The following is a 24,227-nucleotide window of genomic DNA, read 5'->3' as shown; positions in this document are numbered from 1 at the left end:
TCAGCTTTCTGCGGTCGGATTCGGGAGGTTCCACCGGTCGAGGACAGGCTGCCCGTACTGCGCGCTCAGGATGGCGGTTGCGGCCGTGCTCAGCAACAGGTTGGCGCCCCCGGCGACCGGCAGCCCGATCCACCGCGCGCCGAGCACCCGACTGAAGTGCCCGTGCCCGACCAGGACCACCGGACCGTCCGGCGCCGCGGCGGCCGCGCGGGTCAGCACCCGGTCGGCCCGCGCGGCGACCTGCTCGGCGGTCTCGCCCGCCGGCACGCCGTGCGTCCAGATCGACCAGTCGGGGACGTCGTCGCGGATGTGGGAGGTCGTGCGGCCCTCGTAGGCGCCGTAATTCCACTCGGCGAGGTCTTCGGTCGTCTCGTCGACCCGCAGGCCAGCGAGCCTGGCGGTCGCCACCGCGCGTTCGCGCGGGCTGGACAGCACCAGCGCGGGCGACAGGTCGCCGATGAGCTCGCGCAACCCGCGGGCCTGCCGCTCGCCGGCGTCGGTGAGCGGCAGGTCCGTCGTGCTCGTGTGCTGGCCGCTTGCGCTCCACTCGGTCTCGCCGTGCCGCAGGAGCCAGATCTGCGCGCCATCGGCGAGCTCCGGCGCGACGAAGGCCGGCTCGCCAGAGCCGGCCTTCACCGAGGTCATCGCGTCGCCCGATCAGGCGGCCTTGGTCTCCCAGAAGATCTTGTCGATCTCGGCGATCTGGTCGAGCAGCGTCTGGGCCTCGGCCGGGTCGACCTTGCCCTTGCCGCCGGCCGCGCCGGCCTGCTTGGTGGCCTTGTTGAACAGCTCATGCAGATTCGGGTACTTCTCGAAGTGCGGCGGCTTGAAGTAGTCGGTCCACAGCACCCACAGGTGGTGCTTGACGAGCTCGGCGCGCTGCTCCTTGATGAGCAGCGCGCGGGTGCGGAACACCGGGTCGTCGTTCTCCTGGTACTTCTCGCAAATGGCCTTGACCGACTCGGCCTCGATGCGGGCCTGCGCGGGGTCGTAGACGCCGCACGGCAGGTCGCAGTGCGCGTGGGCGACGGTGGACTGACGGAACAAGCGCATATCGTTTGACCTCCTGGGGGCTGGCGGGCATTCGTCCTTGCGGCGAGCCGATTTGACCTTACTCCCGCGGTCCGGCTGCGACGGAAGGGTCCGCACCTCACATGCCCGCCGCCCTGCTGCCGTGGCAACGGATCGAGGTGTCCGGGCCGTCGATGACCCCGACGCTGCGCTCCGGCGACGAGGTGCTGGTGCGGCACGGCGCGCGGATCCGCGCGGGCGACCTCGTGCTCGCGCGCTACCGCTCGCTGCCGGACCTGTTGGTGCTCAAGCGCGCCGCGCACGAGCGCGACGGCGGATGGTGGGTGACGTCGGACAACGGGTTCACGGGCGGCGACAGCGAGACGCACGGCGTCGCCGACGTGCTCGGCAAAGTGGTGCTGCGGCTGCGCCCCGGCCGGCCCCGCCGGCTGCGCTGATCATCGCGCCGACCCGGAGTTGCGGCTGGCGGCTGGCGGCTGGCGCCCTGGCACCTGGAGGCGGCCGCGCCGTAACCTGAGCGGCGACGCAGCCGAGGCGATTGGGGCAGTTGTGGGGTTCGACCCGGACAGCCCGGTCTTCCGCGCCCACGAGGGCGGCAAACTCGAGGTGCGCAGCCTGCTGCCGCTCACCGACCGGGCGTCGCTGTCGATCGCCTACACGCCGGGGGTCGCCGAGGTCTGCTCGGCCATCGCCGCCGACGAGTCCCTCGCGCGCGGTTACACGTGGCGGTCCCGGCTGGTCGCCGTCGTCAGCGACGGCACCGCGGTGCTCGGGCTGGGCAGCATCGGTCCGGCCGCCGCGCTGCCGGTGATGGAGGGCAAGGCGGCGCTGTTTCGCGAGTTCGCCGGGCTCAACGCCGTCCCGATCGTGCTGGACACCACCGACCCGGACGAGATCGTGTCGACGGTCGAGCACATCGCGCCGTCCTTCGGCGGGATCAACCTCGAGGACATCTCCGCGCCGCGCTGCTTCGAGGTCGAGGCCCGGCTGCGTGAAAAGCTGACGATTCCGGTGTTCCACGACGATCAGCACGGCACCGCGATCGTCGTGCTCGCCGCGCTGCGCAACGCGGCACGCGTCACCGGACGTGCGCTCGCGGACCTGCGGGTGGTGGTGTCCGGCGCCGGCGCGGCCGGGGTGGCCTGCACCAAGATCCTGCTCGCCGCGGGCGTCGGGGACATCGCCGTGGCCGACTCCAAGGGGGTCATCCACCCCGGCCGGCCGGACCTGACCGCGGTGAAGGCGGGCCTCGCCGCGACCACCAACCGGGCCGGGCTCACCGGCTCGCTCGCCGACGCCCTGGCCGGCGCCGACGTGTTCCTCGGCCTCAGCGCGGGCGCCGTCGGCGAGGACGCCGTGCGCTCGATGGCCGCGCAGTCCATCGTGTTCGCGCTCGCCAACCCGAACCCCGAGGTCGATCCGGCCGTCGCGCATCGGCACGCCGCCATCGTCGCCACCGGACGCAGCGATTACCCCAACCAGATCAACAACGTCCTCGCGTTCCCCGGCGTCTTCGCCGGCGCGTTCGACGCGGGAGCGCGCTCGATCACCGAGAACATGAAGCTCGCCGCCGCCGCGGCGATCAGCGAAGTTGTCGCCGACGCGCTTGAGCCGGACTGCGTCGTGCCGTCGCCGTTCGATCCGCGGGTGGCCCCAGCGGTGGCTGCGGCCGTCGCCGAGCAGGCCGTCCGCGACGGCGTCGTGGACGTTGCCGTGGACGTTGCCGTGGACGGCGCCGATGCCGCCGCTGACGCCGCCGCGGCGCGGTGAGCGGGCTCAACCCGCGGCTGCTGCGTCCGCGCCGCTGGCGCCCGCCGCGCGCGCCTCGCCGCGGCGGCACGCCGCTGCCGCCGCTGCGCCTGCTCGCGCTGCCCGCGGCTGGCCCGGAGGACGTCGTCGTCGCGGCCGACGGGCGGCTGCTGACCGGAGTCGCCGACGGCAGCATCCTGCGCGTGGACCCGGCGACCGGGGCGGTCGAGACGCTGGCGAACACCGGCGGCCGACCGCTCGGCCTGCACGCCTGCGAGGACGGGTCGGTGCTCGTCTGCGACAGCGTTCGCGGGCTGCTCCGGGTTCCGGCCGACGGGTCGCACGTCGAGGTGCTGGTCGGGTCGGTCGACGGCGTGCCGCTCAACTTCGCCAGCAACGTGGTCGCTGACGAGGACGGCACGATCTACTTCAGCGCGTCCACCCGGCGCTTCGACCTCGAGCACTACCTCGGCGACATCCTCGAGCACTCCGGCACCGGCCGGCTGTTCCGGCGCGATCCGTCCGGCGCCGTCGAGACGCTGTTGGACGGTCTGCAGTTCGCCAACGGCGTGGTGCTCGCGCCGGACCGCTCCTGCGTGCTCGTCGCGCAGACCGGCGCGTTCTGCGTCACGCGCTACTGGCTGACCGGCCCCAACGCCGGGACGGCGGACACGCTGATCGACAACCTGCCGGGCTCGCCGGACAACATGGCCCTCGGCAGCGACGGGCTGGTGTGGGTGTCGCTGCCGTCGGCCCGCAACGCGCTGCTCGACCGCCTGCTTTCTCTGCCCGGGCTGGTTCGGCAGCTCGTCTGGCTGCTGCCGGACCGGCTCCGGCCGGCACCGGCGCGGACGGCGTACGTGCTCGGCGTCGCGCTCGACGGCGAGATCGTGCAGGAGCTGCGCCGCGACGACGGCGACTACGCCTTCGTCACCAGCGTGCTCGAGCACGACGGCGCCCTGTACCTCGGCGCGCTGCACGAGCCGGCGATCGCCGTGACCACCGTGCCGCGGTAGCTGCCGGCACGCGGCCGCCGATCCCGCGACTTGTCCTTGCTTCGTCGGCGCGGGACACCGCGAAGCGAGGACAACTTGCTTCGGGGTCCAGCTCAGTCGTCGTCGTCCGCGCGGGCGAGCCAGGTGGCGAGCCGGTCGACGGCGGTCTCGAACTCGGGGTGCGTGTCGACGAAGGCCTGCAGCCGGTCGGCCAGCCATTCGACGCCCACCTGCTCCTCGCCGCGCCGGGCAACCAGCTCTTCGATCCCGCGGTCGGTGAAGTACATCCGTCCTCCCTGTCCCTGACGATGATGATTTCGGCCGGACCCCGCGAAAACGCATGGTTCGGCCGAGATCATCGCGGGTCGTCGGCCGGATAGCGCACGCCGAGCTGGGCGCGCGCGTCGTCGAGCACGTCGAGGATTCCCACCGTCTCGTCCAGCGCCGCCAGCGGGCTCTCCAGCTCGCCGGCGCGCAGGCACCTCGCGACTTCGGCGACCTCGAGCCGGTACCCGTTGCCTGCCTGCGGCTCGGCGGCCACGCTCTGCTGGCCGGTGCTGTCGGCGATCAGCAGCCGGGTCGGCCGGTGCACTCTCGGCTCGAGGCTGAGCCACCCTTGCGTGCCGGTGACCAGCGCGGCGAACGGGCTGTCGCCAGCGGCGCTGCAGTAGACCTGCGCGACCCGCCCGTCTCGATAGCCCCACTGCAGCGCGGCGGTGAGGTCCGAACCGGTCGGCGCCAGCGACCCGACGGCCTGGACGGTGTCTGGTCGGCCGGCGAACAACCAGGCGATCGTGGCCGGGTACACGCCGAGGTCGAGCAGCGCCCCGCCGCCAGCGGCGAGGTCGAACAGCCGGTGCGCCGGGTCGTAGTCGAACTTCTTCGACAGGTCCGCGCGGACGCCGACGAGGTCGCCGATCCGTCCTGCCTCGACGATCGACACCGCCTGCCGGATGAGCGGATTGAACCGCGCCCACATCGCCTCCATGCAGAAGACGCTGCGAGCACGGGCGGCCGCCACGACCTCGCGCGCCTGCCGGGCGTTGAGCGTGAACGCCTTCTCGACGAGCAGCGGCTTGCCGGCCTCGATCGCCAGCAGCGCGTGCTCGTGGTGCTGCGCGTGCGTGGTGGCGACATAGACGACGTCCACGTCCGGGTCGGCGACGAGTTCGGCGTACGAGCCGTAGGACCGCGCTACGCCGTGCGCCGCGGCGAACGCGGCCGCCCGCCCGGCGTCGCGGGCGGCGACCGCGTGCAGGACGTTGCCCGGCGTCGCGGCGATGTCCGCCCCAACCGTCGCGGCGATGCCACCGGCGCCGAGCACGCCCCAGCGGATCGTGTTCACACTCGTCCTTTCGATGAGTGGCGCGTTACGGGCTCGGTGGTGCGACCTCTCGCGCCACCGAACCGATTTCGCACCACTGACGCGCCTGAATGTCGGACCGTCGGCGCGTCCGGCCTCAGGCGAAGGCGGTGGCGACGACCTCGCGCTGCTGCGCCTCGTGCACGGCGACCGAGCCGACCGCGGGCGAGGCCGACGGCTTGCGCAGCGCGCGCAACAGCGGCCGGCCGGCGAGGACCTCCGGCAGGTTCAACGCCATGAACGGCCACGCGCCCTGGTTCGCCGGCTCCTCCTGCACCCATACCACCTCGGCGTCGGGATAGCGGCCGAGCTCGGCGCGCAGCTCGTCGGCCGGCAGCGGGTAGAGCTGCTCGACGCGGGCGATGGCGACGTCGTTGCGCCCAGCACGATCACGTTCCGCGGCCAGGTCGTAATAGACCTTGCCGGCGCACAGCAGCAGCCTGCGCACCGACCCGGGCTCGGTCGTCGCGTCGCCGAGCACCGGGGCGAAGGTGCCCTCGGTGAAGTCGTCGAGCTCGCTGACCGCCGCCTTGAGCCGCAGCAGCGACTTCGGCGTGAACGCGATCAGCGGCCGGCGCACCGGCGACAGGCCCTGCCGGCGCAGCAGGTGGAAGTAGTTCGCCGGCGAGGAGCACATGGCGATCGTCATGTTGTTCTCCGCGGCCAGCTGCAGGAAGCGCTCGGGGCGCCCGGAGGAGTGGTCCGGGCCCTGGCCCTCGTACCCGTGCGGCAGCAGCAGGGTGAGCGCCGAGCGCTGGCCCCACTTGGCTTCGCCGGAGGAGATGAACTCGTCGATGATCGTCTGGGCGCCGTCGGCGAAGTCGCCGAACTGGGCCTCCCAGCAGACCAAGGCGTCCTCGCGCACGACCGAGTAGCCGTACTCGAAGCCCATTGCCGCGAACTCGCTGAGCAGCGAGTCGTAGGTGAAGAACGGCGCCTGGTCCTTCGACAGCTCGCGCAGCGGCGTGTACTCCGCGCCGGTGTGCCGGTCGATGAGCACCGCGTGCCGCTGGGTGAAGGTGCCGCGCCGCGAGTCCTGGCCGGACAGCCGCACCGCGCGGCCCTCCAACACCAGCGCGCCGAACGCGAACAGCTCGGCGGTCGCCCAGTCGACCTTGCCGGAACTCGCCATCGCGACGCGCCGGTCGATCTGCGGCTTGAGCCGGGGATGCAGCGTGAAGCCCTCGGGCGGGTTCGCGTAGGCGTCGCCGATGCGCTTGATGACGTCGAGCGGCACCGCGGTAGTGACCCGCTGAGACGGGGTCTCGCGCTCGATGTCCGGTTCCGGGGCGGACTTGTCGCTCGCGTTGCGGGTCTCGACGAACACCTTCTCAAGCTTCGCTTGGAAGTCCTTGAGCGCGCGCTCGGCGTCTTCGAGCGTGATGTCGCCGCGGCCGACCAGCGCCTCGGTGTACAGCTTTCGCACGCTGCGCTTGGCGTCGATGATGTCGTACATCAGCGGCTGGGTGAACGAGGGGTTGTCGGCCTCGTTGTGGCCGCGGCGCCGGTAGCAGACCATGTCGATCACGACGTCCTTGCGGAACTCGCGGCGGTACTCGACTGCGAGCTTCGCGACCCGCACGCACGCCTCGGGGTCGTCGCCGTTCACATGGAAGATCGGCGCGGCGATCATCCGCGCGATGTCGGTGGAGTACAGCGACGAGCGCGAGGACGACGGCGAGGTCGTGAAGCCGACCTGGTTGTTGACGATGACGTGCACCGTGCCGCCGGTGCGATAGCCGCGCAGCTGGGACAGGTTCAGCGTCTCGGCGACCACCCCCTGGCCGGCGAACGCGGCGTCGCCGTGCAGCATGAGCGGCAGCACGGTGTATCCGCCGTCGCCCTTGTCCAGCAGGTCCTGCTTCGCGCGCACGATGCCCTCGAGCACCGGATCGACGGCCTCCAGATGGGACGGGTTCGCGGTCAGCGAGACCGCGATCTCGTCGCCGTCCGGCGAGGTGAACGAGCCGTCGGCGCCGAGGTGGTACTTGACGTCGCCGGAACCCTGCGCGGTGCCCGGGTCGATGTTGCCCTCGAACTCGTTGAAGATCTTGGCGTAGGGCTTGCCGACGATGTTGGCGAGCACGTTCAGCCGGCCGCGGTGCGGCATGCCGATGACGACCTCGTCGAGGTGCTGGCCGGCCGCCTCGGTCAACACCGCGTCCATCAGGGCGATGACCGCCTCGGCGCCTTCCAAGGAGAACCGCTTTTGCCCGACGTACTTCGTCTGCAGGAACGTCTCGAACGCCTCGGCGGCGTTCAGCCGGCCGAGGATGTGCAGCTGTTCGTCGCGGGTCGGCGCGGCCTGCTTGACCTCGATCCGGTCCTGCAGCCACTGCCGCTGCTCGGGGTCGGTGATGTGCATGTACTCGACCCCGACGCGGCGGCAGTACGCGTCGCGCAGGACGCCGAGCAGGTCGCGCAGCGTCATCAGCCGCTCGCCGGCAAACCCGCCGACCGGGAACTCGCGGTCGAGGTCCCACAGCGTGAGGCCGTGCCGGGTGATGTCGAGGTCGGGATGGGTGTGCACGGTGTACTCGAGCGGGTCGGTGTCGGCCATCAGGTGGCCGTTGGTGCGATAGGAGTTGATCAGCTCGACGACTCTGGCGTTCTTGCCGATCTGCCCCTCGTGCGAGGTGTCCCGGTCGACCCGCCAGCGCACCGGCTCGTACGGGATCCGCAGGGCCGCGAAGACCTCGTCCCAGAACGAGTCGGCCAGCAGCATCTCGTGCAGCTCGCGCAGGAACTCGCCCGACTGCGCGCCCTGGATGATGCGGTGGTCGTAGGTGGAGGTCAGCGTCATGATCTTGCTGATCGCCCGGTCGACGAGCTGATCGGGATTCATCCCGCTGAACTCGGCCGGATACTCCATCGCCCCGACGCCGACGATCGTGCCCTGGCCCTGCATCAGCCGGGGCACGGAGTGGTTGGTGCCGATGGTGCCTGGGTTGGTGAGGCTGACGGTGGTGCCGGCGAAGTCCTCGGTGGTCAGCTTGCCGGCCCGCGCGCGGCGGATGATGTCTTCATAGGCGTTCCAGAACGCCGCGAAGTCGAGCTGCTGCGCCTTCTTGATCGAGGCGACGACGAGCGAACGGGCGCCGTTCTTGCCCTCCAGGTCGATGGCGATGCCGAGGTTCACGTGCTCAGGCGTCAGGATCGCGGGCTTGCCGCCGACCTCGCCGAAGGCGTTGTTCATCTCCGGATGGGCGATGAGCGCCTTGACCACGGCGTAGCCGATGACGTGCGTGAAGCTGATCTTGCCGCCGCGGGCCCGACGCAGGTGGTTGTTGATGACGACGCGGTTGTCGAACAGCAGCTTGGCCGGCACCGCGCGCACGCTCGTGGCGGTCGGGACGTGCAGCGAGGACTCCATGTTCGCCACGACCCGGGCGGCCGCGCCGCGCAGGGTGGTCGTCGTCGCGGCGGTGACGTTCTCGGCCTGGGGTGCCGGGCCGTTGGCGGCGCCGTTGGCCGAGCCGGAGCCGTTAGCAGAGCCGGATGGCCCGGGACTGGGCCGCGCCGCCGTGGGTTCGGTTCCCTTGGGGTCGGCCTGCGCGGGCCGGGCTGCCGGGGCTGCCGGCGCTGCTGGGGCCGCGGGGTCTGCCAGGGCCGCCGGTGGGTTCGACGTCGCACTGGCAGGCGGCGCGCTGGGCGGACCCTCGGCGACCGGCTGGGCCGGCGGTGTCGCAGCCGACGGCCCGGAGGCGGCGGCGGCCTCGTCTGGCGGGCGAGCGCCGTTGCCGGCAGGCGCCTGCTGGCGGCCGGCGGTGCGGCCGCTGCCCTGGTAGTCGGCGAAGAAGTCGTGCCACGCCTCGTCCACGCTGGCCGGGTCGGCGAGGTAGCGCTCGTACATGTCTTCGACGAGCCACTCGTTGGCGCCGAAGTCGCCGATCGCCGTTGTGGATTCGGTGCTCGTCGGCTGCTCCGTCGTCGCCACTGTCGCCAGACCGTCCTCGGGGAGTTTCTTGCCCGCAATGCCAAACCTCGACACTACGCCGTGCGTGCGGTCGAGGCAGCGTCGCCGGCCCCGATGTGTGGCAGCAGACCGGTCCGCGAGCAGCTGCCTGGCCGACACCGTGGGTGTCGTCGTGGGCCAACGCGTCCGACGCCAGCAGGTCATGCGCCCGGCGGCAGTGGCAGCCTGGCGGGGTGACAGCAACTGCGGGCGGGCGCGTCGCCGTCATCGGCGACGTCGGCGGCCACCGCGACGAGCTGACGGCCGAGCTGCGCCGGCTCGGCGCAGACCCCGATTCGGGCCGGCTGCCGGCAGACCTGACGGTCGTGCAGGTCGGCGACCTGGTGCACCGCGGTCCCGATTCCGACGGCGTGGTCGCGCTCGTCGACGCCTACCTCGGCGAGCAGCCGGCGCAGTGGGTGCAGCTGGTGGGCAATCACGAGGCGCAGTACCTGCGGCCGCCGGTGTTCGACTGGCCCGAGCGCATAGGCGACGGCGCGATCGACATCCTGCGCGCATGGTGGGCCGAGCATCGGATGGTCGTGGCCGCGGCGATCGACGTCGCCGGCGAGCAGCTGCTCGTCACCCACGCCGGCCTGACCGCGGGCTACTGGCGTGCTGCGCTGGACGCGCCGAGCTCCGCCGTCGACGCGGCCCGCGCGCTGAACTCGTTCCCCGACGCCCACGGCGATGTGCTGTTCGCGCCGGGCCACATGCTGTCCCCGCGCGGCGCCGCGACGGGCGCGAACCTCGCCGCCGGGCCGGTGTGGGCCGCGGCGGCGACCGAGCTTGTGCCCAGCTGGCTGGCCGAGCCGCAACGCGCGCCGTTCGGCCAGGTGCACGGCCACAGCGCGATCGCCGACCGGCGGCGCCGCGAGCTGCGGGCAGCCCGTGACGTCGCAGCCCTGGTGAGCGTCGACGAGCAGGCTGCGCACGAGACCGTGGTGCTGCCGCAGGGGGGCGCGCGCATCGTCGGCGTCGACCCGGGTCACGGCCGGCGCGCGCACCGGCCCTGGCGCGCGCTCGTGCTGGCGGACGCGCGCATCCTGGAGCCGCGGGTCAGTCGGTGACGGAAGCGGCGTCGAGGTCGGGCGCCTCGTCCTTCGGGTAGGTCGGCCCGTCGTTCGACCAGACGGCCTTGAGCTTGTCCCCGGTGTTCGCCACGACATTCTTCCGGACGGCCAACCAGCCGAGCCCCAGCAGCACCGCGATGATCGGGATGCCGAGGACGACGACCAGGAAGTCGGTCTTGTCCCAGAACTTCGGCGACTCCTGCCAGCCAGAGATCGCCAGCATGACCATCACGACGGCCAGGAAGCCGAGCCCGACCCAGCTCGTGTAGGGATAACCCGGCATCTGGAACGGGCTCTTCTTGATCACGCCGCGCTTGACGAGCGAGCGCAGGCGCAGCTGGCAGGCGAAGATCGTGGCCCACGTGAACGCCACGCAGACCGACGCCGCCTCGAGCGCGGTCGTGAAGGCGTCCGGGTCGACCGCGTTGAGGATCGCGCCGAGCACGTAGACGCCGGAGGTCAGCACGATGCCGGCCCACGGGACTCCGGACTCGCTCATCTTGAGCGTGAACTGGGGCGCCTGCTTCGAGACGCCAAGGCTGCGCAGCACGCGGCCGGTGGAGTACAGGCCGGAGTTCAGCGACGACAACGCGGCGACGATCAGCACGCCGAGGATGACATCGCCCATCCAGCCGAGGCCCATCTGCTGGAACACGGTCACGAACGGGCTGTTCGTCGGCTTGGCCGGGTTGGCCGAGTACGACGTGGTCGGCAGCAGGCACACGAGCAGCAGGATCGACCCGACGTAGAAGACGCCGATCCGGAAGACCACGGCGTTGATGGCCCGCGGCACCTCCTTGCGCGAGTCCTTCATCTCGCCGGCCGCGATGCCGACCATCTCGATCGCGGCGAAGGCGAAGATGACGCTGGACATGACGAGCAGCGGCCCGTACCAGTGGAACGCGCCGGTGGTCGGCCAGAACCCGCCCTTGTTGCTCCACAGGTTGCTGAAGCCGGCCTTGTGCGCGCCGAGGTGGATGCCGCCGATGACGAAGACCAGGCCGACGATCAAGAAGATCACGATCGCGCCGACCTTGAGGATCGCGGCCCAGAACTCGAATTCGCCGAACGCCTTCGCCGACAGCAGGTTGATCACCAGGACCACCGCCAGCGCGATGAGGACGGTCGCCCACTTGGGCATGCTCTCGGCTTTCGACTGCACGTAGAGCGCCACCGCGGAAAGCTCGGTGATGCCGGTGAGCGCCCAGTTGAGCCAGTACATCCAACCGGTCACGAACGCGCCGCGCTCGCCGAAGAACTCGCGCATGTAGGAGACGAACGCGCCCGAGGTGGCCCGGTGCAGCACCAGTTCGCCGAGCGCGCGCATCAGCAGATAGGCGATGACGCCCACGATTGCGTAGCTGATCACCAGGGCCGGCCCGGTGGAATTCAGGTTCTTCGCCGAGCCGAGGAACAGCCCGGTGCCGATCGCGCCGCCGATGGCGATCATCTGCACCTGGCGGCGGCCGAGCGACTGCTTGTACCCGACCTGCTCCGCGTCGAGCCCGTTGTCTGATTGACTGGACTGCTCTGATTGACCGGACTGCTCGGACTGCTCGCTCATGCGCTTCCTCGTTTCACGACGATCGCGGCTGTGGATTCGCTGGCAGTTCGCGAAAGGATGCCCACCCCGCATTTCGGGATGATTTCCGCAGATACCCGTAGGTGGCACGATAAAAACATGTCCGCACCCGACATCGACGAGCTAGCCCGACTACTCGCCGACCACCCGCCGTTCGACGCCCTCGATGCCGCGGCGCTGCGCGAGGTGGCTGCGGCCGCGCGCATCCGCACCTACAGCCCCAAGGCGCAGATCGTCGATGCGTTCACCGAGCCGACCCGCGAGCTCTACGTCGTGCTCGACGGCGCCGTGGAGCTGTGGGGCAGCGTCGAGTCCGCGCCGGACGGCCCGGACGAGACCCTCGGGCCCGGCGGAGTGTTCGGCTTCTCCGCGATGCTCACCCAGCGCTCGGTAGGTCCGCGCGCGATTGCCGCGGGCGACAGCGACGACAGCGACGACGGCGACGACAGCGCGAGCGGAAGTGACAGCGACGGCGGCGGGAGCGGCGCCCGCGTCGCAAGCCTGCCGGCATCGGTGGTCGGCCCGGCGTTCACGTCGACCTCCGGCGTGCGGTTCCTCGCCGAGCAGCTGTCCGGCGCCCCGGCGGCGACACCGAGCACCGCGTACCCGTCATACGGCGTGGTGGACGAGCTGATCGTCAACGAACCGATCGTCGTGCCGCCGGACACCGCGGCGGGCGAGGTCGCGCGGCTGATGACCGAACGCGACGTGCCGTACGCCGCGGTCCGGCTGGCCGACGGAGGCTTCGGACTGGTCACCGATGCCCTGCTACGCAAGGAGATCGTCGTCGCCGCGCGCAGTTCGGACACGCCCGTCGGGCAAATCGTCGACGGTCCCGCCCGCACCGTGCGAGTCGGCGAGTCGGCTGCCGAGGCGCTGATCACCCTGATCGACCAGCGTGCCGAGTTCCTGCTCGTGCTCGACCGCGGCGGTGAGCTGCGCGGCGCCGTCGCACCCACCGACTTCGTGGTGTCGACGTCCACCGCGGGCGTGGCCCTGCGTCAGCAGCTGACTCGCGCCGCCACGGAGGACGACCTCGTCGACCGTGCCCACCGGGTGCCGGCGATGCTCGACGACCTGCTCGCCCGCGGTCTTGCGACCAACAAGGTGATCGCGGTGTACTCAGCGACCGTCGACGCGATGATCCGCCGCGCGCTGGAACTCACTTTCGCGCACCACCCCGACCTCGACGCCGATCGCTTCACCTGGCTATCCCTCGGCAGCAACGGCCGCCGAGAGGCCGTCTTGAGCTCCGACGTCGACTCGGCGGTGGCCTTCGACCCAGCGCTGGACGACGACGTGCTTCCGCGGTACCGCGCGGCGTTCGGCGAGGTGAACGCGGTGCTCGAGCGGGCCGGCATCAGCGTCGACGCGCACGGCGCGACGGCCGCGCGGTCGGCGTTCTCCCGAACCAACACGCAATGGCGGGACGCGGCGCGCGACTGGTTGGCCGACCCGGTCGCGGGCAAGGGCGCGATCATGACGTCGCTGCTCGTCGACGGCCGGCCGATCCACGGCGATCCGGGCCTGCCGGCGGTGAGCAAGGTGTTCACCGGCCTGCGCCGGCACCCCGGCACGATGCGCTTGCTGCTCGAGGAGTCGCTGTCGCAGCGGGCCAAGGTGCGGTCGGTGCGCGACGTGCTGTCGCGGCGCGGCGGCACCTTCGACGTGAAAGCGCATGGGCTGGTGCCGATCGTGAACATCGCCCGGTGGGCGGCCCTCAGCGTCGGGGCGGCCGAGCTGCCCACCGTCGATCGGCTGCGGGCGGCGGCGGGTTCGGAGATGCTGCCCGACGACGCCGCCGGCACGCTGACCGAGGTGTTCGTGGTGCTGCAGCGGCTCCGGCTGCGCTACCAATTGCTGGCGCACGAGAAGGGCAACCGACCGTCGGACGTCGTGACGATGTCCCGGTTGTCGCCGATCGACCGCAGCGTCGTGGCGCAAGCGGTCCGCGAGGTCGCGGCGGTGCAGAAGCGCATGGACAACGTGTCGAACTTCCTGCCGCCGCAGGACTGGACCGCGCCCGCGGCCGACTGATCCTGTCGACGCCTCCGAGGCGAGCGTGCCCGCAGGCGCGAAACTTGGCCCGCTGGAAGGGCTACGTGATGTCGCGGTTCAAGCTGAACGCGGCGCCGAGCACCGCGGGGACGATCGCCCAGAGCGCGAGAACCAGCACGCCGGCGCCCGCGGACAGCTCGTGGACGCCGTTTGACGACGGCGTCGTCGGCTCGGGTTCGGAGGATGCCGGCGGCTGCGCCGCCGGGCATGAAGGGCCACGCGTTGCGCACGACCGGGATGGCCAACAGGATGTTCTCGACGACTGCCAGGAACAGGATGCCGACGACCACGGCGACGATCTGGTTGCGCAGCAGCGCGCCCACGCCGAGGCCGATGACCCCGAACAGCGCCACCACGGCGATGACCCCGAGCAGCGCGTGCCAGACGCCGGGGGCGCCGAAGTCGACGTGAATGCCCTTGGCGGACAGCCAGGGCACGGCGACCGCGATCTGCAGAAGCACCGACACCAGCGCGTAGAGCACCCCGACGATCGCGTATGTGATCATCTTCGCGCCGACCACGGCCCAGCGCGACGGCGTCTGCAGCACCGTCGGCGTGATCGTCTGATAACGGAACTCGGTCGTCACGCCGAGCACGCCGAGCACGAACACGATGAGGTCGGCCTGCGCCGAGGTCGCGAACAGGCTGGGGACGTCGCCGGCGTCGCGCACGCCATCGTGCGACGCGATGCCGGCGACGACGAGCAGCACCGCCACCGCGACGGTGGCAAGCAGCAGCCAGAACCACACCTGGGTGGTGCGCAACTTGACGAGTTCGCCGCGGATCAGCCGGATCACTGCGGCCCCCCGCCCCGTGGCCCGCTGGCGCTGGTCAGCGCGAAGAAGAGCTCCTCCAAGGTGGAGCGGTGCGCGCTCAGCTCATGCAGCTCGACGCCGGCCCGGAACGCCAGGTGGCCGATCTGCGCCGCAGGCACACCGTGCACCCGCAGCGTCGCGGCGTCCAGCCGCTCGAGTCTGACAGCGCCGCCAACGCCGACAGCGCCGCCAACGCCGACGTCGGTCAGCGTCGATTGCAGCTGGTCGGCGGCCGGGGTGCGCACGAGCACCCAATCGGAGCCGGCGGTCAGCTCGTCGATGGCGCCGGCGCGGACGAGCCGGCCCCGATCGAGGATGACGACGCGATCGGCGATCTCCTGCACCTCGTTGAGCTGATGGCTCGACACCAGTACGGTCCGGCCTTCGTCGGCCAGATAACGAAGCAGGCCGCGCAGCCATCGGATGCCGTCTGGATCCAAGCCGTTCGCCGGCTCGTCGAGCACGAGGACGCGCGGGTCGCCGAGGAGCGCCGCGGCCAGCCCGAGCCGCTGCCGCATGCCGAGCGAGTACCCGCGCACCTTGCGGTTGCGCGCGGGCCCCAGGCCGACGAGGTCGAGCATCTCGTCGGCGCGGCGGATGGGCAGCCCGGCGACGGTGCACATCACCCGCAGGTGATTGCGCGCCGTCCGAGCGGGGTGGAAGCTCGAAGACTCGAGCGCTGCGCCCACGACCGACGACGGGTTCCGTAACTCGCGGTACGGTCGGCCGCCGACCGTGGCCGTGCCCGATGTCGCGCGCACGAGCCCGAGCACTATTCGCAGCGTCGTGGTCTTGCCGGCCCCGTTCGGGCCGAGAAAGCCGGTGACCGACCCCGGTTCGACGGTGAAGCTCAAGTCGTCGACAGCGCGCACGTTTCCGCGAAACATCTTCGTCAATCGATCCACGGTTATCCGACCGGTCAGGCTTTGCGCTGGGGCCTGCGGATCCGGCGCGGCTGGCGGGGTCATCGCCCGCCTTTCGCGGTCGTCATCGGGTCGGGCATGCGCACACCCTATGGGATGCCGCACCGACCAATAGCGACCGCCGGCTATGACGCGACACCGAAGAACGCCGATAACCCCTCACGGCATTGCCGCGAGTTTGCGCTACTGTAATAATCGTCCGACACAAAAACCCCATCGAAAGGCTCTGACCGGTGGCTAGAAAAGTAACTCAGGTAGTCGAGTTGACTGACGACATCGACGGCGGCAAGGCAGATCAGACCGTGAGTTTCACGTTCAACGGAACCAACTACGAGATCGATCTGTCGAAGAAGAACGTGAGCGCATTCGGCAAGGTGATCAAGCCTTACGTCGACCACGGCCGCCGAGTTCGCGCCAACGGCCGCAAACCCGGCGCGACCAGCCGCGCCCGCAGTTCCGCCTCGCCAGCGCGTAGCCGCGTTGACTTGCCGCAGATTCGCGAGTGGGCGAAAAGCAACGGGTACGAGGTGTCCGACCGCGGGCGGATCCCGGGAAATGTGATCGAGGCCTACGACGCGCAGTAGTCCACGCGCTTTGCGCCGGGCCGCCTGATCTTCTGCGCTCCGCGCTCCGGTGTCGACGCCGCCGCTTTGTCGAGTAACTCGGCTCGCGGCGGCGTCGTTGTGTTCTGCACACTTGCGCTTTGCACCTCCGATTCACGGTTCGCACATAAGCAACCGTGCAGTGGCCGCGCGGCGCCGGGCGCCGGCGCGACACGAAGCGCCGGCGCGGCCCGCGCCCCAGTCGCATCGTGCGGCCGGCGCGTGACACGATGACCAGCAATTCGTTCGCTGACCGGAGGAGGTCGCGTGGAGCGGTTGCACGCCGCGGACTATTTCCGCGAGGCGCTGGTGCTGCTCGGCGAGCAGGGTGTGGAAGCCATGACGATCTCGGCGCTGTGCGATCGGCTGTCGGTCACCAAGGGATCCTTCTACCACCACTTCGGCAGTCTGTCGGGTTTCGTGGACCAGCTGCTCGGTTACTGGTCCGACGAGCACAGCGACAAGTTGGTGAGCAGCGCGCAAGTGCAGCCTGACGCCGCGCTGCGTCTCGCCGCGCTGATCGAGTCCGCCATCGCCTTGCCGCATGCGACCGAGGCCGCGATCCGAGCGTGGGGGGCCAGCCGGCCGGACGTGGCCGAAGTCGTGGCCCGCGTCGACCGGCTGCGCGAGCGGCACCTCGGGGCCGCGGTGGCCGCGCTCGGCGTCGACGGAGCTCGCGCCCGGTTGCTCGGCCGGATGGCGCTCAACCTGGTCGTCGGCGCCCAGCAGCGCGAGCAGGACGTGGACCGCCGGCGGCTGCGGGCGATGCTCGCCGAATTCACCGGTCTGCTGGATTGACCAAGCGGCCGCCCGGCTCGAAGCTCAGCGGCCGAACGGCGATCGCGCGGGCGGCTGCCTCGGCTGCGGCGTCATGGGCTGGACCGCCGCCCACCGCCGGGTCACCGGTTTGCCCGGCTTGACGACCAGCTCGTCGACCTTGTCGCGGCTGCAATGCGCAATCTCGATCGGCACGTCGCCGTCGACCGTGTAGGTCGCTTTGTCGGCCGTGATGGCGACGGCGAGCCGCTGGCCGCGCAGGCGCACGCAGAAGCGCAGGCGGCGCCAACCGGGCGGCAACTGCGGTCGGAAGACGATCCGGTCGCCGCGATCGCGCATCCCGCCGAAGCCGCCGACCACCGCGATCCAAGCGCCGGCCAATGAGGCGATGTGCAGGCCGTCGCGCGAGTTGTGCTCGGTGTCGCGCAGATCCATCAGCGCCGCCTCGGCTAGGTAGTCCTCGGCGAGCTGGAGATGGCCGACCTCAGCGGCGAGCACCGCTTGCGTGCACGCGGACAACGAGGAGTCCCGGACGGTGAGCGGCTCGTAATAGGCGACGGCGCGCGCCTTGTCCTGCGGGGTGAACGCCTCGCCCGCCCAGTGCATCGCCAGCAGGAGATCGGCCTGCTTGACGACCTGCGAGCGGTAGAGGTCGAAGTACGGCACGTTCAGCAGCAGCGGATACTCATCCTGCTCGGCGGACTTCGCGAAATCCCACACCTCGTGGCTGACGAACCCACGGGACTGCTCGTGCACCTGATGCGTCGAGCTGTACGGCATCGAGATGTGGTCCGCCGCCCACGCCCACGCGGCAGGCTCGTCCGGACCGACGTGCAACCGCTCGGCGTCGGCGCTCCATCGTTCGACGTGTTCGATCGCCGAGCGCAGGTTCTGCGCCGCCATCAGGTTGGTGTAGGTGTTGTCGTAGGCCATCGCGCTGTACTCGTCCGGCCCCGTGACACCGTCGATGTGGAACTCGTCGTCGTCGCCGCGATAGCCGAGCGCGATCCACAAGCGCGCGGTCTCGACGAGCAGCGGCAGCGCGACGTCCCGGCTGAACGCGTCGTCCCCGGTCCACCAGACATGCCGCGCGGCCGCCGCCGCGATGTCGGCGTTGACGTGGAACGCCGCGGTGCCGGCCGGCCAATAGGCCGAGCACTCCTGACCGCGGATCGTGCGCCACGGGAACGCCGCGCCGGCCAGACGCAGCGTCTCCGCGCGCTCGCGGGCGAGATCGAGCGTCGACGCCCGCCACCGCAGCGCGTCGCCGGCAGCCTCCGGCGCGGTGGCCGACAGCAGCGGCAGCACGAACATCTCGGTGTCCCAGAACGCATGGCCGTCGTAGCCCGGACCGGTTAGCCCCTTGGCTGGGATCGCGCGCTGCTCGGCCCGCGCGGCCGCCTGGTAGGAGTGGAACAGCCCGAAGCGCACCGCCTGCTGGATCTCGGCCGGACCGTCGATCTCGACGTCCGCGCCCGCCCAGAAGTGCGCGAAGTCGGCCGCCTGCTCGTCGCTCACCGTCTCCCACCCGGCGTCCAGAGAGCTGGTCAAGCCGGCTGACACCTGGTCGCGCAGCGCCGGCACCGATCGCTGACTCGACCAGCCATAGGTGACGAACTTGTCGAGCTGCAGGCGCTGGCCGACGGCCAGATCGGTCGACACCGTCATGCGCGCCCAGTCGGCCTCGATGGCGAGTTCGCGGGTGCAGCGGTCGTCCGGCGCTTCGACGTGGTGGCTCATCGCGGCCGCCATCGTCAACCGGCTGGACCGGGTGCGGTGGACGAGCGTCGCGCGCTCGTCGTGGGCGTCGTAGAGCACGCTTTCCAGCGCGTGGTCGATGGCCGCGGCGACCCGGGGGTCGCCGCTCTGCGTCGGCGTCGCCTCGTTGGCCACCAGCTCGGACTGCGCGACGACGCGCAGGGACACGTCCACCGGCTCGACGCGGTAGCGGATGGCGAGCAGCGAGCGGCGGCGAAGGGACACCAGACGCTCAGTGTGCAGCCGCACCTTGGTGCCGGCGGGGGACTGCCACACCAGGTCGCGCGACAGGCGGCCGGTGCGCAGGTCGAGCACCCGCTCGTGCTCGAGCACCTGGCCATAGCGCAGGTCGAGCGGCTCGTCGTCGACCAGCAACCGGATCAGCTTGCCGTTGGTCACGTTGAGCACGGACTGCCCGGACTCGGGATATCCGTAGCCGGCCTCGGCATAGGGCAGGGGGCGGGTCTCGTAGAAGGAGTTCAAGTACGTGCCCGGCAAGCCGTTCGGGTCGCCCTCGTCGAGGTTCCCGCGCACGCCGATGTGTCCGTTGGACAGCGCGAAGAGCGACTCGCTCTGCGCGAGCATGGCCTGGTCGAGGCCGACCTCGCGGATCTTCCACGGATGCGGCGGGAACCGCTCGGCCCCGACCGGCGTGCCCGTCACCAGAGGTCTGCCCTCATAGCAGGTCTGCCCTCATAGCAGGTCTGCCAGGTCGTCGACCACGATGTCGGCGCCGTGGGCAAGAAGCGCCTGCCGGTGCGCGTCGTCGAGCCGGTTGACGCCGACCACGAAGCCGAAACCGCCGCTGCGGCCCGCCTGCACGCCCGCGGTGGCGTCCTCGAACACGCAGGCGCGGCTGGCGGCGACGCCGGCCCGCTCGGCGCCGGCCAGGAACGAGTCCGGCGCCGGCTTGCCGGGCATTCCGGTCTGCGCGATCGTCACTCCGTCGACCCGGTCCTCGATGAACTGCGCCAGCCCGGTCACCTCGAGCACGTCGGCGGTGTTCGCGCTGGACGAGACGACCACGCGGCGCAGCCCGGCTTCGACCGCCGCCTCGAGGTAGCGTCGCGACCCCGGAAAGACCCGGACGCCGTCGCGCTTGATGCGCTGTAGGACGTCCTCGTTCTTGCGCCGCCCGACGCCGTGCACGGTCTGCGCGTCCGCCTTGTCGTCGTCATTGCCTTCGGGCAGGTCGATGCCGCGTGACGTCAGGAAGTCCCGCACGCCGTCGAGGCGCGGCTTGCCATCGACGTAGTCGTCGTAGTCCTGCTCGGTGAACTCGCCCTGTCCGTGGTCGGCGAGCACCGGGTCGAAGGCCGCCGCCCACGCCGCTCGGTGCACAGACGCGGTGTCGGTGAGCACGCCGTCGAGGTCGAACAGGCACGCGTGGATCATGTCTGGAAGCCCTAGCATGCCGACGCCTACAGCTCGTGGGCGTTCAGGTGGTCGAGCAGGTTCTTGCTGAACCGGTCGCCGGTGCGATCCATCGTCGCCTTCATGACGCGCTGCACCGCGGGCTTGGCTGCCTTCGGCAGCGGCAGGTCTACGCACAGGGTCAACTCGACCGACAGGTGCGTCCCGCCTTCGATGTCGGAGAGCTCGTAGCGGCCCTCCGCCCCGGCCCGCTCGCGCGCGCCGTCAGGCGGGGTGTGCGTGTACTCGATCCGGGTGCCGTCGGCGAAGGTCATCTTCTCGGTGAAGTTCGGGCTCACCGAAACACCGAGAGCGGCGATGCGCATCATCTGCCAGCACCAGATCTCGCCGTCGGCGTGGATGTCGCGCAGCAGCGGTGTCAGCTTCGGCAGCAGATCCGGATCAGTGAGCGCCTTCCATACCTCTTCGCGGGAAGCGCTGATGTCGGCGTCGCTCTTGACGGTGTTCTGGAACTTCGTCATGCGGACCGCGCCGCCTTCGGCTCGGACTCGGACTCGGACTCGGACTCGGGCTCGGGCTTCGACTCGACGTCGGCCGCCGGCGCGAGATCGGGCGTGCCGAGCTTGCGCAAGGCATCGCGGGCGAGCAGTTGCTGGTTGGTGGTGGTGCGCTGGGCGCGCCCTCGGCCCAGGAACGACACCGCCCAATGCAACACCGTCGTCACTCGGTTCTTGAAGCCCACCAGATACAGCACGTGGATCGCCAACCACAGCAACCACGCGATGAAACCGCCGAAGCGCAGCGGGCCGATGCTCGCCACGGCTTTGAACCGCGAGATCGTCGCCATGCTGCCCTTGTCGAAATAGCTGAACGGGCCGGCGTCCGCCTTGCCGCGCAGCCGACGCTTGATCTGCCCGGCCGCGTAGGCGCCCTGCTGCATCGCCACCTGCGCGACGCCCGGATAGCCCTTGAGCGACATCATGTCGCCGACGACGAACACCTCGGGGTGCCCGGGCAGCGTGCAGTCGTCTTCGACCGAGATCCGGCCCGAGCGGTCTACCGGAGCGCCGGTCTGCTCGCTCAACGTCTTCGTCAGCGACGACGCCTTGACGCCGGCCGCCCACACGATGGTCCGGGTGGGGATGCGGGTGCGCACGCCGCTCTTGTCCTCGACGGTGAGGCCGCGATCGTCCACGTCGACGACCTTCTCGACGAGCCACACCTCGACGCCGAGCTTCTCCAGCTGGCTGGCCGCGCCGGCGGACAGCTTCGTGCCGAACGCGCCCAGCACCTCGTCCAGCGCGTCGATGAGCACGATGCGTGCGCGTCTCGGGTCGATCGAGCGGTAGTCGTTCTTCAAGGTGCGGCGGGACAACTCGGAGATCTGCCCGGCCATCTCGACGCCGGTGGCGCCGGCGCCGACGACCGCGAACGTCAGCCACTCGTCGCGGAGCTTCTCGTCCTGCTCCAACTCGGCGTACTCATAGGCCGACAGCACCCGGCCACGGATCTCCAGCGCGTCGTCGATGGACTTCAGCCCGGGGGCGTAGGTCGCGAAGTCGTCGTTGCCGAAGTAGGACGTCGTGGCGCCCGCGGCGACGATCAGCGAGTCGTAACTCGTCGTCCTCGCCTCGCCGCCGGCGACCGAGGTGACGGTGTGCGCGGTGAGGTCAATGTCGGTGACCTCGCCGAGCAGCACTCGGACGTCCTTGTTGCGCCTGAGGATCTCGCGGGTGGCCGGCGCTATCTCGCCCTCGGACAGAATCCCGGTCGCCACCTGGTACAGCAGTGGCTGGAACAGGTGGTGGGTCGTCCGGCTGATCAACGTGACGTCGACGTTCGCCCGCTTGAGCTTCTTCGCCGCGAACAGGCCACCGAAGCCCGAGCCGATGATGACGACGTGCTGTCGGTCGATGGCGCTCGTCATCGGTCAGGACGCGAACGTGGCGGTGTCGATGACGAAGCGGTAGCGGACGTCGCTGTCGACGACCCGGTCCCACGCCTCGTCGATCTGGTCGGCGCCGATCTTCTCGATCTCTGCGCCGATGCCGTGCTCGGCGCAGAAGTCGAGCATCTCCTGGGTCTCGCGGATTCCGCCGATGGCGGAGCCGGCCCAGCTGCGGCGGCCCATGATCAGGGCGAACGCCGGCACCTCGAGCGGCTCGGCAGGCGCGCCGACGCTGACCAGGGTGCCGTCGCGGCGCAGCAGCGACAGGTACTTCGCCATCGGCAACGAGGCCGAGACGGTGTTGACGATCAGATCGAACTCGCCCTTGAGTTCCTTGAAGGTCGCGTCGTCGCTGGTGGCGTAGTAGTGGTCGGCGCCGAACTTCTCGCCGTCGGCCTTCTTGCCCAGCGTCTGCGACAGCACGCTCACCTCGGCGCCCATCGCGTGGGCGATCTTGACGCCCATGTGGCCGAGCCCGCCGAGGCCGATGATCGCCACCTTCTTGCCGGGCCCTGCCTGCCAGTGCTTGAGCGGGGAGTACAGCGTGATGCCCGCGCAGAGCAGGGGGGCGGCGACGTCGAGTTCGATGCCGTCCGGGATGTGCAGGACGAAGTCCTCGTCCACGACGATGTGCGAGCTGTAGCCGCCGTCGGTCCAGCGGCCGTCCTTCCCCTTCGCGTTGTAGGTGCCGACGTTGCCGCGCAAGCAGTACTGCTCCTCGCCGGCCAGGCAGTTCTCGCACTCGCGGCACGAGTCCACCATGCAGCCGACGCCGGCGCGATCGCCCACCGCGAACTTGCTGACGTCGCCGCCGACTTCTTCGACGACGCCGGCGATCTCGTGTCCGGGGACCAGCGGGAAGTGCGCCTCGCCCCACTCGTTGCGGCCGGTGTGGATGTCGGAGTGGCAGATCCCGGCGAACGCGATCTTGATCAGCACGTCTTTCGGGCCGAGTTCGCGGCGCTCGATGGTGGTCTTCTCGAACGGCGCCTTCGCGGAGGGAGTGGCGTAGGCGATTGCAGAAGTCATAAGGGCATTCCTACCCTGCGACACCGCGCGGTGAACCGGCCGCTCGGCGGGCGAGCAGAGCGGCGTTGGGCGGCGGGCGCCACGTCAGATCCGCCCGCGTCGCCGACGGGTGGCGCCGGCCACGCGGGCCGGGCCGATCGAGTCGCGAAACACCGCGGCGGGCTCGAGCACCTTGCGCCGCGACCGCCGGCCTTCGTCGATGGCGCGGACCGTGCGCTCCACCGCGTGCGCGACAAGCGGCTCGACCGGCCAGCTGAAGGTCGAGAGCGGCGGGCTGAGCAGCCGGGACACCGGGTGGTCGTCGTAGCCGAGCACGGACAGCTCGCCGGGAATTCCCAGGCCCAGCTTGCCGGCGGCCGCGTACACGCCGAAGGCCATCGAGTCCGCGAGGCAGAAGAACGCGGTCGGCGGCGTTGGGCCCGCGAGCACCTCGATCGCCACCTGCTCGGCCGCGTCCACCTCGTACGGCGTGAGGTGCAGGTCCACCCGCACGCCGAGCTCGGCGGACACCCGGCGCAAGGCGATCTCGGCAGGATGGTCCGGCGCGTTGCGCGAGGCCGGGGTCAGCACGGCGACGTGCCGGTGGCCGTCGTCGGCGAGGCGGCCGAGCGCGGCGCCGACACCGGCGTCGTTGTCGAAGACGAGCTCGGCGGCGGTGGCGGCGCCAGGGACGCTGTCCCCGATCGACACGAGCGGAACGCGCTTGGCGATCGCCGGCCAGTGCGCCGCACGGGTGTCTACCCACAGCGCGATCAACGCGTCGACGCGCTGGTCGAGCAGCTGGCCGGCGAGCTCTCGCTCGAGCTCGGGGCGATTGGACGCGTCCACGATCAACGCGTGCCGGCCGGTCTCCAGCAGCTCGCGGCCGAGCGCCGCGGCGACGTCCTGCTGCCAGCTGTCCTGCAGCGAGCCGCAGAGCACCCCGACGTAACCGGTGCGACCGGAGGCGAGCGCTCGGGCGATCGGGTCGACCTGGTAGCCGAGCCGGTCGGCGACGTCGCGCACCCGCTGCTGGGTCTCCAGCGGGACGTGCAGGCCGCGCAGGGCGTAGGAGACGGCGGCGGTCGACAGGCCGGACTCGCTGGCGACATCGCGCAACGTGATCCGGTTCGAGCGCTGTCGCACGGCGTGATCGTAACCGGACGGACACGCCGCTGTAGCCGCGCGCACACAGGTGAAGCGATAAAGTGAAGC

The 24,227-nt window shown here is 70.7% G+C and carries 20 protein-coding genes and 1 pseudogene; 7 read left to right on the top strand and 14 right to left on the bottom strand.

The window, feature by feature from the left end; genetic code table 11:
* Together ACFFBG_RS06020 and sodN are read right to left on the bottom strand one after the other, a co-directional pair.
* A complete protein-coding gene (locus ACFFBG_RS06020; RefSeq protein ID WP_375476668.1) occupies positions 1-645 on the bottom strand; it encodes a histidine phosphatase family protein in 645 nt (214 codons plus the stop codon).
* Between the two features lie 12 nt (positions 646-657).
* Positions 658-1,053, bottom strand: coding sequence for a superoxide dismutase, Ni (gene sodN / locus ACFFBG_RS06015; protein ID WP_375476666.1), 396 nt, complete (start codon positions 1,051-1,053; stop codon positions 658-660).
* Positions 1,054-1,154: 101 nt separating this feature from the next.
* On the opposite strand from sodN, the gene ACFFBG_RS06010 reads away from it, so the two are divergent.
* The 3 genes from ACFFBG_RS06010 (at position 1,155) to ACFFBG_RS06000 (ending at position 3,797) form a co-directional block, all read left to right on the top strand.
* A complete protein-coding gene (locus ACFFBG_RS06010) occupies positions 1,155-1,469 on the top strand; it encodes a S24 family peptidase (protein WP_375476664.1) in 315 nt (104 codons plus the stop codon).
* Between the two features lie 112 nt (positions 1,470-1,581).
* A complete protein-coding gene (locus tag ACFFBG_RS06005) occupies positions 1,582-2,802 on the top strand; it encodes an NADP-dependent malic enzyme (protein ID WP_375476662.1) in 1,221 nt (406 codons plus the stop codon).
* Positions 2,799-3,797 (top strand): SMP-30/gluconolactonase/LRE family protein, encoded by a 999-nt coding sequence (locus tag ACFFBG_RS06000; RefSeq protein ID WP_375476660.1) that lies wholly within the window; start codon positions 2,799-2,801, stop codon positions 3,795-3,797. The genes ACFFBG_RS06005 and ACFFBG_RS06000 overlap by 4 nt, the downstream gene beginning before the upstream one ends.
* A gap of 92 nt (positions 3,798-3,889) precedes the next feature.
* On the opposite strand, the gene ACFFBG_RS05995 is transcribed toward ACFFBG_RS06000, so the two are convergent.
* The 3 genes from ACFFBG_RS05995 to ACFFBG_RS05985 all read right to left on the bottom strand — a co-directional run bounded on the left by ACFFBG_RS05995 (position 3,890) and on the right by ACFFBG_RS05985 (position 9,076).
* Complete coding sequence (locus tag ACFFBG_RS05995; protein ID WP_375476658.1) at positions 3,890-4,063, bottom strand: DUF6104 family protein; 174 nt, start codon at positions 4,061-4,063, stop codon at positions 3,890-3,892.
* 68 nt (positions 4,064-4,131) lie between these two features.
* Positions 4,132-5,121, bottom strand: coding sequence for a Gfo/Idh/MocA family protein (locus ACFFBG_RS05990; RefSeq protein ID WP_375476656.1), 990 nt, complete (start codon positions 5,119-5,121; stop codon positions 4,132-4,134).
* 115 nt (positions 5,122-5,236) lie between these two features.
* On the bottom strand, positions 5,237-9,076 hold the full coding sequence (locus ACFFBG_RS05985) for a multifunctional oxoglutarate decarboxylase/oxoglutarate dehydrogenase thiamine pyrophosphate-binding subunit/dihydrolipoyllysine-residue succinyltransferase subunit (RefSeq protein WP_375476654.1): 3,840 nt from the start codon (positions 9,074-9,076) through the stop codon (positions 5,237-5,239).
* Positions 9,077-9,288: 212 nt separating this feature from the next.
* Between ACFFBG_RS05985 and ACFFBG_RS05980 the strand changes: the two genes are divergently transcribed.
* A complete protein-coding gene (locus ACFFBG_RS05980) occupies positions 9,289-10,164 on the top strand; it encodes a metallophosphoesterase (protein WP_375476652.1) in 876 nt (291 codons plus the stop codon).
* Here ACFFBG_RS05980 and ACFFBG_RS05975 read toward each other — a convergent pair.
* A complete protein-coding gene (locus ACFFBG_RS05975; RefSeq protein ID WP_375476650.1) occupies positions 10,154-11,731 on the bottom strand; it encodes an amino acid permease in 1,578 nt (525 codons plus the stop codon). The two genes, ACFFBG_RS05980 and ACFFBG_RS05975, sit on opposite strands and share 11 nt — an antisense overlap.
* 117 nt (positions 11,732-11,848) lie before the next feature.
* On the opposite strand from ACFFBG_RS05975, the gene ACFFBG_RS05970 reads away from it, so the two are divergent.
* The gene (locus ACFFBG_RS05970) at positions 11,849-13,786 is read left to right on the top strand and encodes a putative nucleotidyltransferase substrate binding domain-containing protein (protein ID WP_375476648.1); all 1,938 of its coding nucleotides are present in this window, start codon (positions 11,849-11,851) and stop codon (positions 13,784-13,786) included.
* A gap of 299 nt (positions 13,787-14,085) precedes the next feature.
* On the opposite strand, the pseudogene ACFFBG_RS05965 reads toward ACFFBG_RS05970, so the two are convergent.
* Positions 14,086-14,604: pseudogene (locus tag ACFFBG_RS05965) on the bottom strand (ABC transporter permease); the annotation flags it as partial.
* Positions 14,601-15,590 (bottom strand): ABC transporter ATP-binding protein, encoded by a 990-nt coding sequence (locus tag ACFFBG_RS05960; protein ID WP_375476646.1) that lies wholly within the window; start codon positions 15,588-15,590, stop codon positions 14,601-14,603. The gene ACFFBG_RS05960 and the pseudogene ACFFBG_RS05965, both read right to left, overlap by 4 nt.
* A 188-nt stretch (positions 15,591-15,778) precedes the next feature.
* Here ACFFBG_RS05960 and ACFFBG_RS05955 point away from each other — a divergent pair, with 188 nt between their 5' ends.
* Positions 15,779-16,129 (top strand): Lsr2 family protein, encoded by a 351-nt coding sequence (locus ACFFBG_RS05955; RefSeq protein ID WP_375476644.1) that lies wholly within the window; start codon positions 15,779-15,781, stop codon positions 16,127-16,129.
* Between the two features lie 285 nt (positions 16,130-16,414).
* Positions 16,415-16,945, top strand: coding sequence for a TetR/AcrR family transcriptional regulator (locus ACFFBG_RS05950; protein WP_375476642.1), 531 nt, complete (start codon positions 16,415-16,417; stop codon positions 16,943-16,945).
* Between the two features lie 24 nt (positions 16,946-16,969).
* Here ACFFBG_RS05950 and ACFFBG_RS05945 read toward each other — a convergent pair whose 3' ends face one another.
* From ACFFBG_RS05945 to ACFFBG_RS05920, 6 genes are all read right to left on the bottom strand, one after another.
* Positions 16,970-19,345: a glycoside hydrolase family 65 protein gene (locus tag ACFFBG_RS05945; RefSeq protein WP_375476640.1), complete on the bottom strand. Its 2,376-nt coding sequence runs from the start codon at positions 19,343-19,345 to the stop codon at positions 16,970-16,972.
* Between the two features lie 30 nt (positions 19,346-19,375).
* Entirely contained in the window at positions 19,376-20,095 is a 720-nt protein-coding gene (locus ACFFBG_RS05940) for an HAD family hydrolase (RefSeq protein ID WP_375476638.1), read from the bottom strand.
* 8 nt (positions 20,096-20,103) lie between these two features.
* Positions 20,104-20,577, bottom strand: a complete 474-nt coding sequence (locus ACFFBG_RS05935) for an SRPBCC family protein (RefSeq protein WP_375476636.1) — start codon at positions 20,575-20,577, stop codon at positions 20,104-20,106.
* Positions 20,574-21,983: an NAD(P)/FAD-dependent oxidoreductase gene (locus ACFFBG_RS05930; RefSeq protein WP_375476634.1), complete on the bottom strand. Its 1,410-nt coding sequence runs from the start codon at positions 21,981-21,983 to the stop codon at positions 20,574-20,576. The genes ACFFBG_RS05935 and ACFFBG_RS05930 overlap by 4 nt, the downstream gene beginning before the upstream one ends.
* A gap of 3 nt (positions 21,984-21,986) precedes the next feature.
* Positions 21,987-23,033, bottom strand: coding sequence for an NAD(P)-dependent alcohol dehydrogenase (locus tag ACFFBG_RS05925; RefSeq protein WP_375476632.1), 1,047 nt, complete (start codon positions 23,031-23,033; stop codon positions 21,987-21,989).
* A gap of 84 nt (positions 23,034-23,117) precedes the next feature.
* The gene (locus ACFFBG_RS05920) at positions 23,118-24,158 is read right to left on the bottom strand and encodes a LacI family DNA-binding transcriptional regulator (RefSeq protein ID WP_375476630.1); all 1,041 of its coding nucleotides are present in this window, start codon (positions 24,156-24,158) and stop codon (positions 23,118-23,120) included.
* Between the last annotated feature and the right edge of the window lie 69 nt (positions 24,159-24,227).

The sequence above is a fragment of the uncultured Jatrophihabitans sp. genome (assembly GCF_964251945.1).
In the GTDB taxonomy this organism is placed as follows: Bacteria; Actinomycetota; Actinomycetes; order Mycobacteriales; family Jatrophihabitantaceae; genus Jatrophihabitans.
Note: the sequence above shows the minus strand (reverse complement) of the source record. Positions and strands in the feature narration are given on the sequence as shown.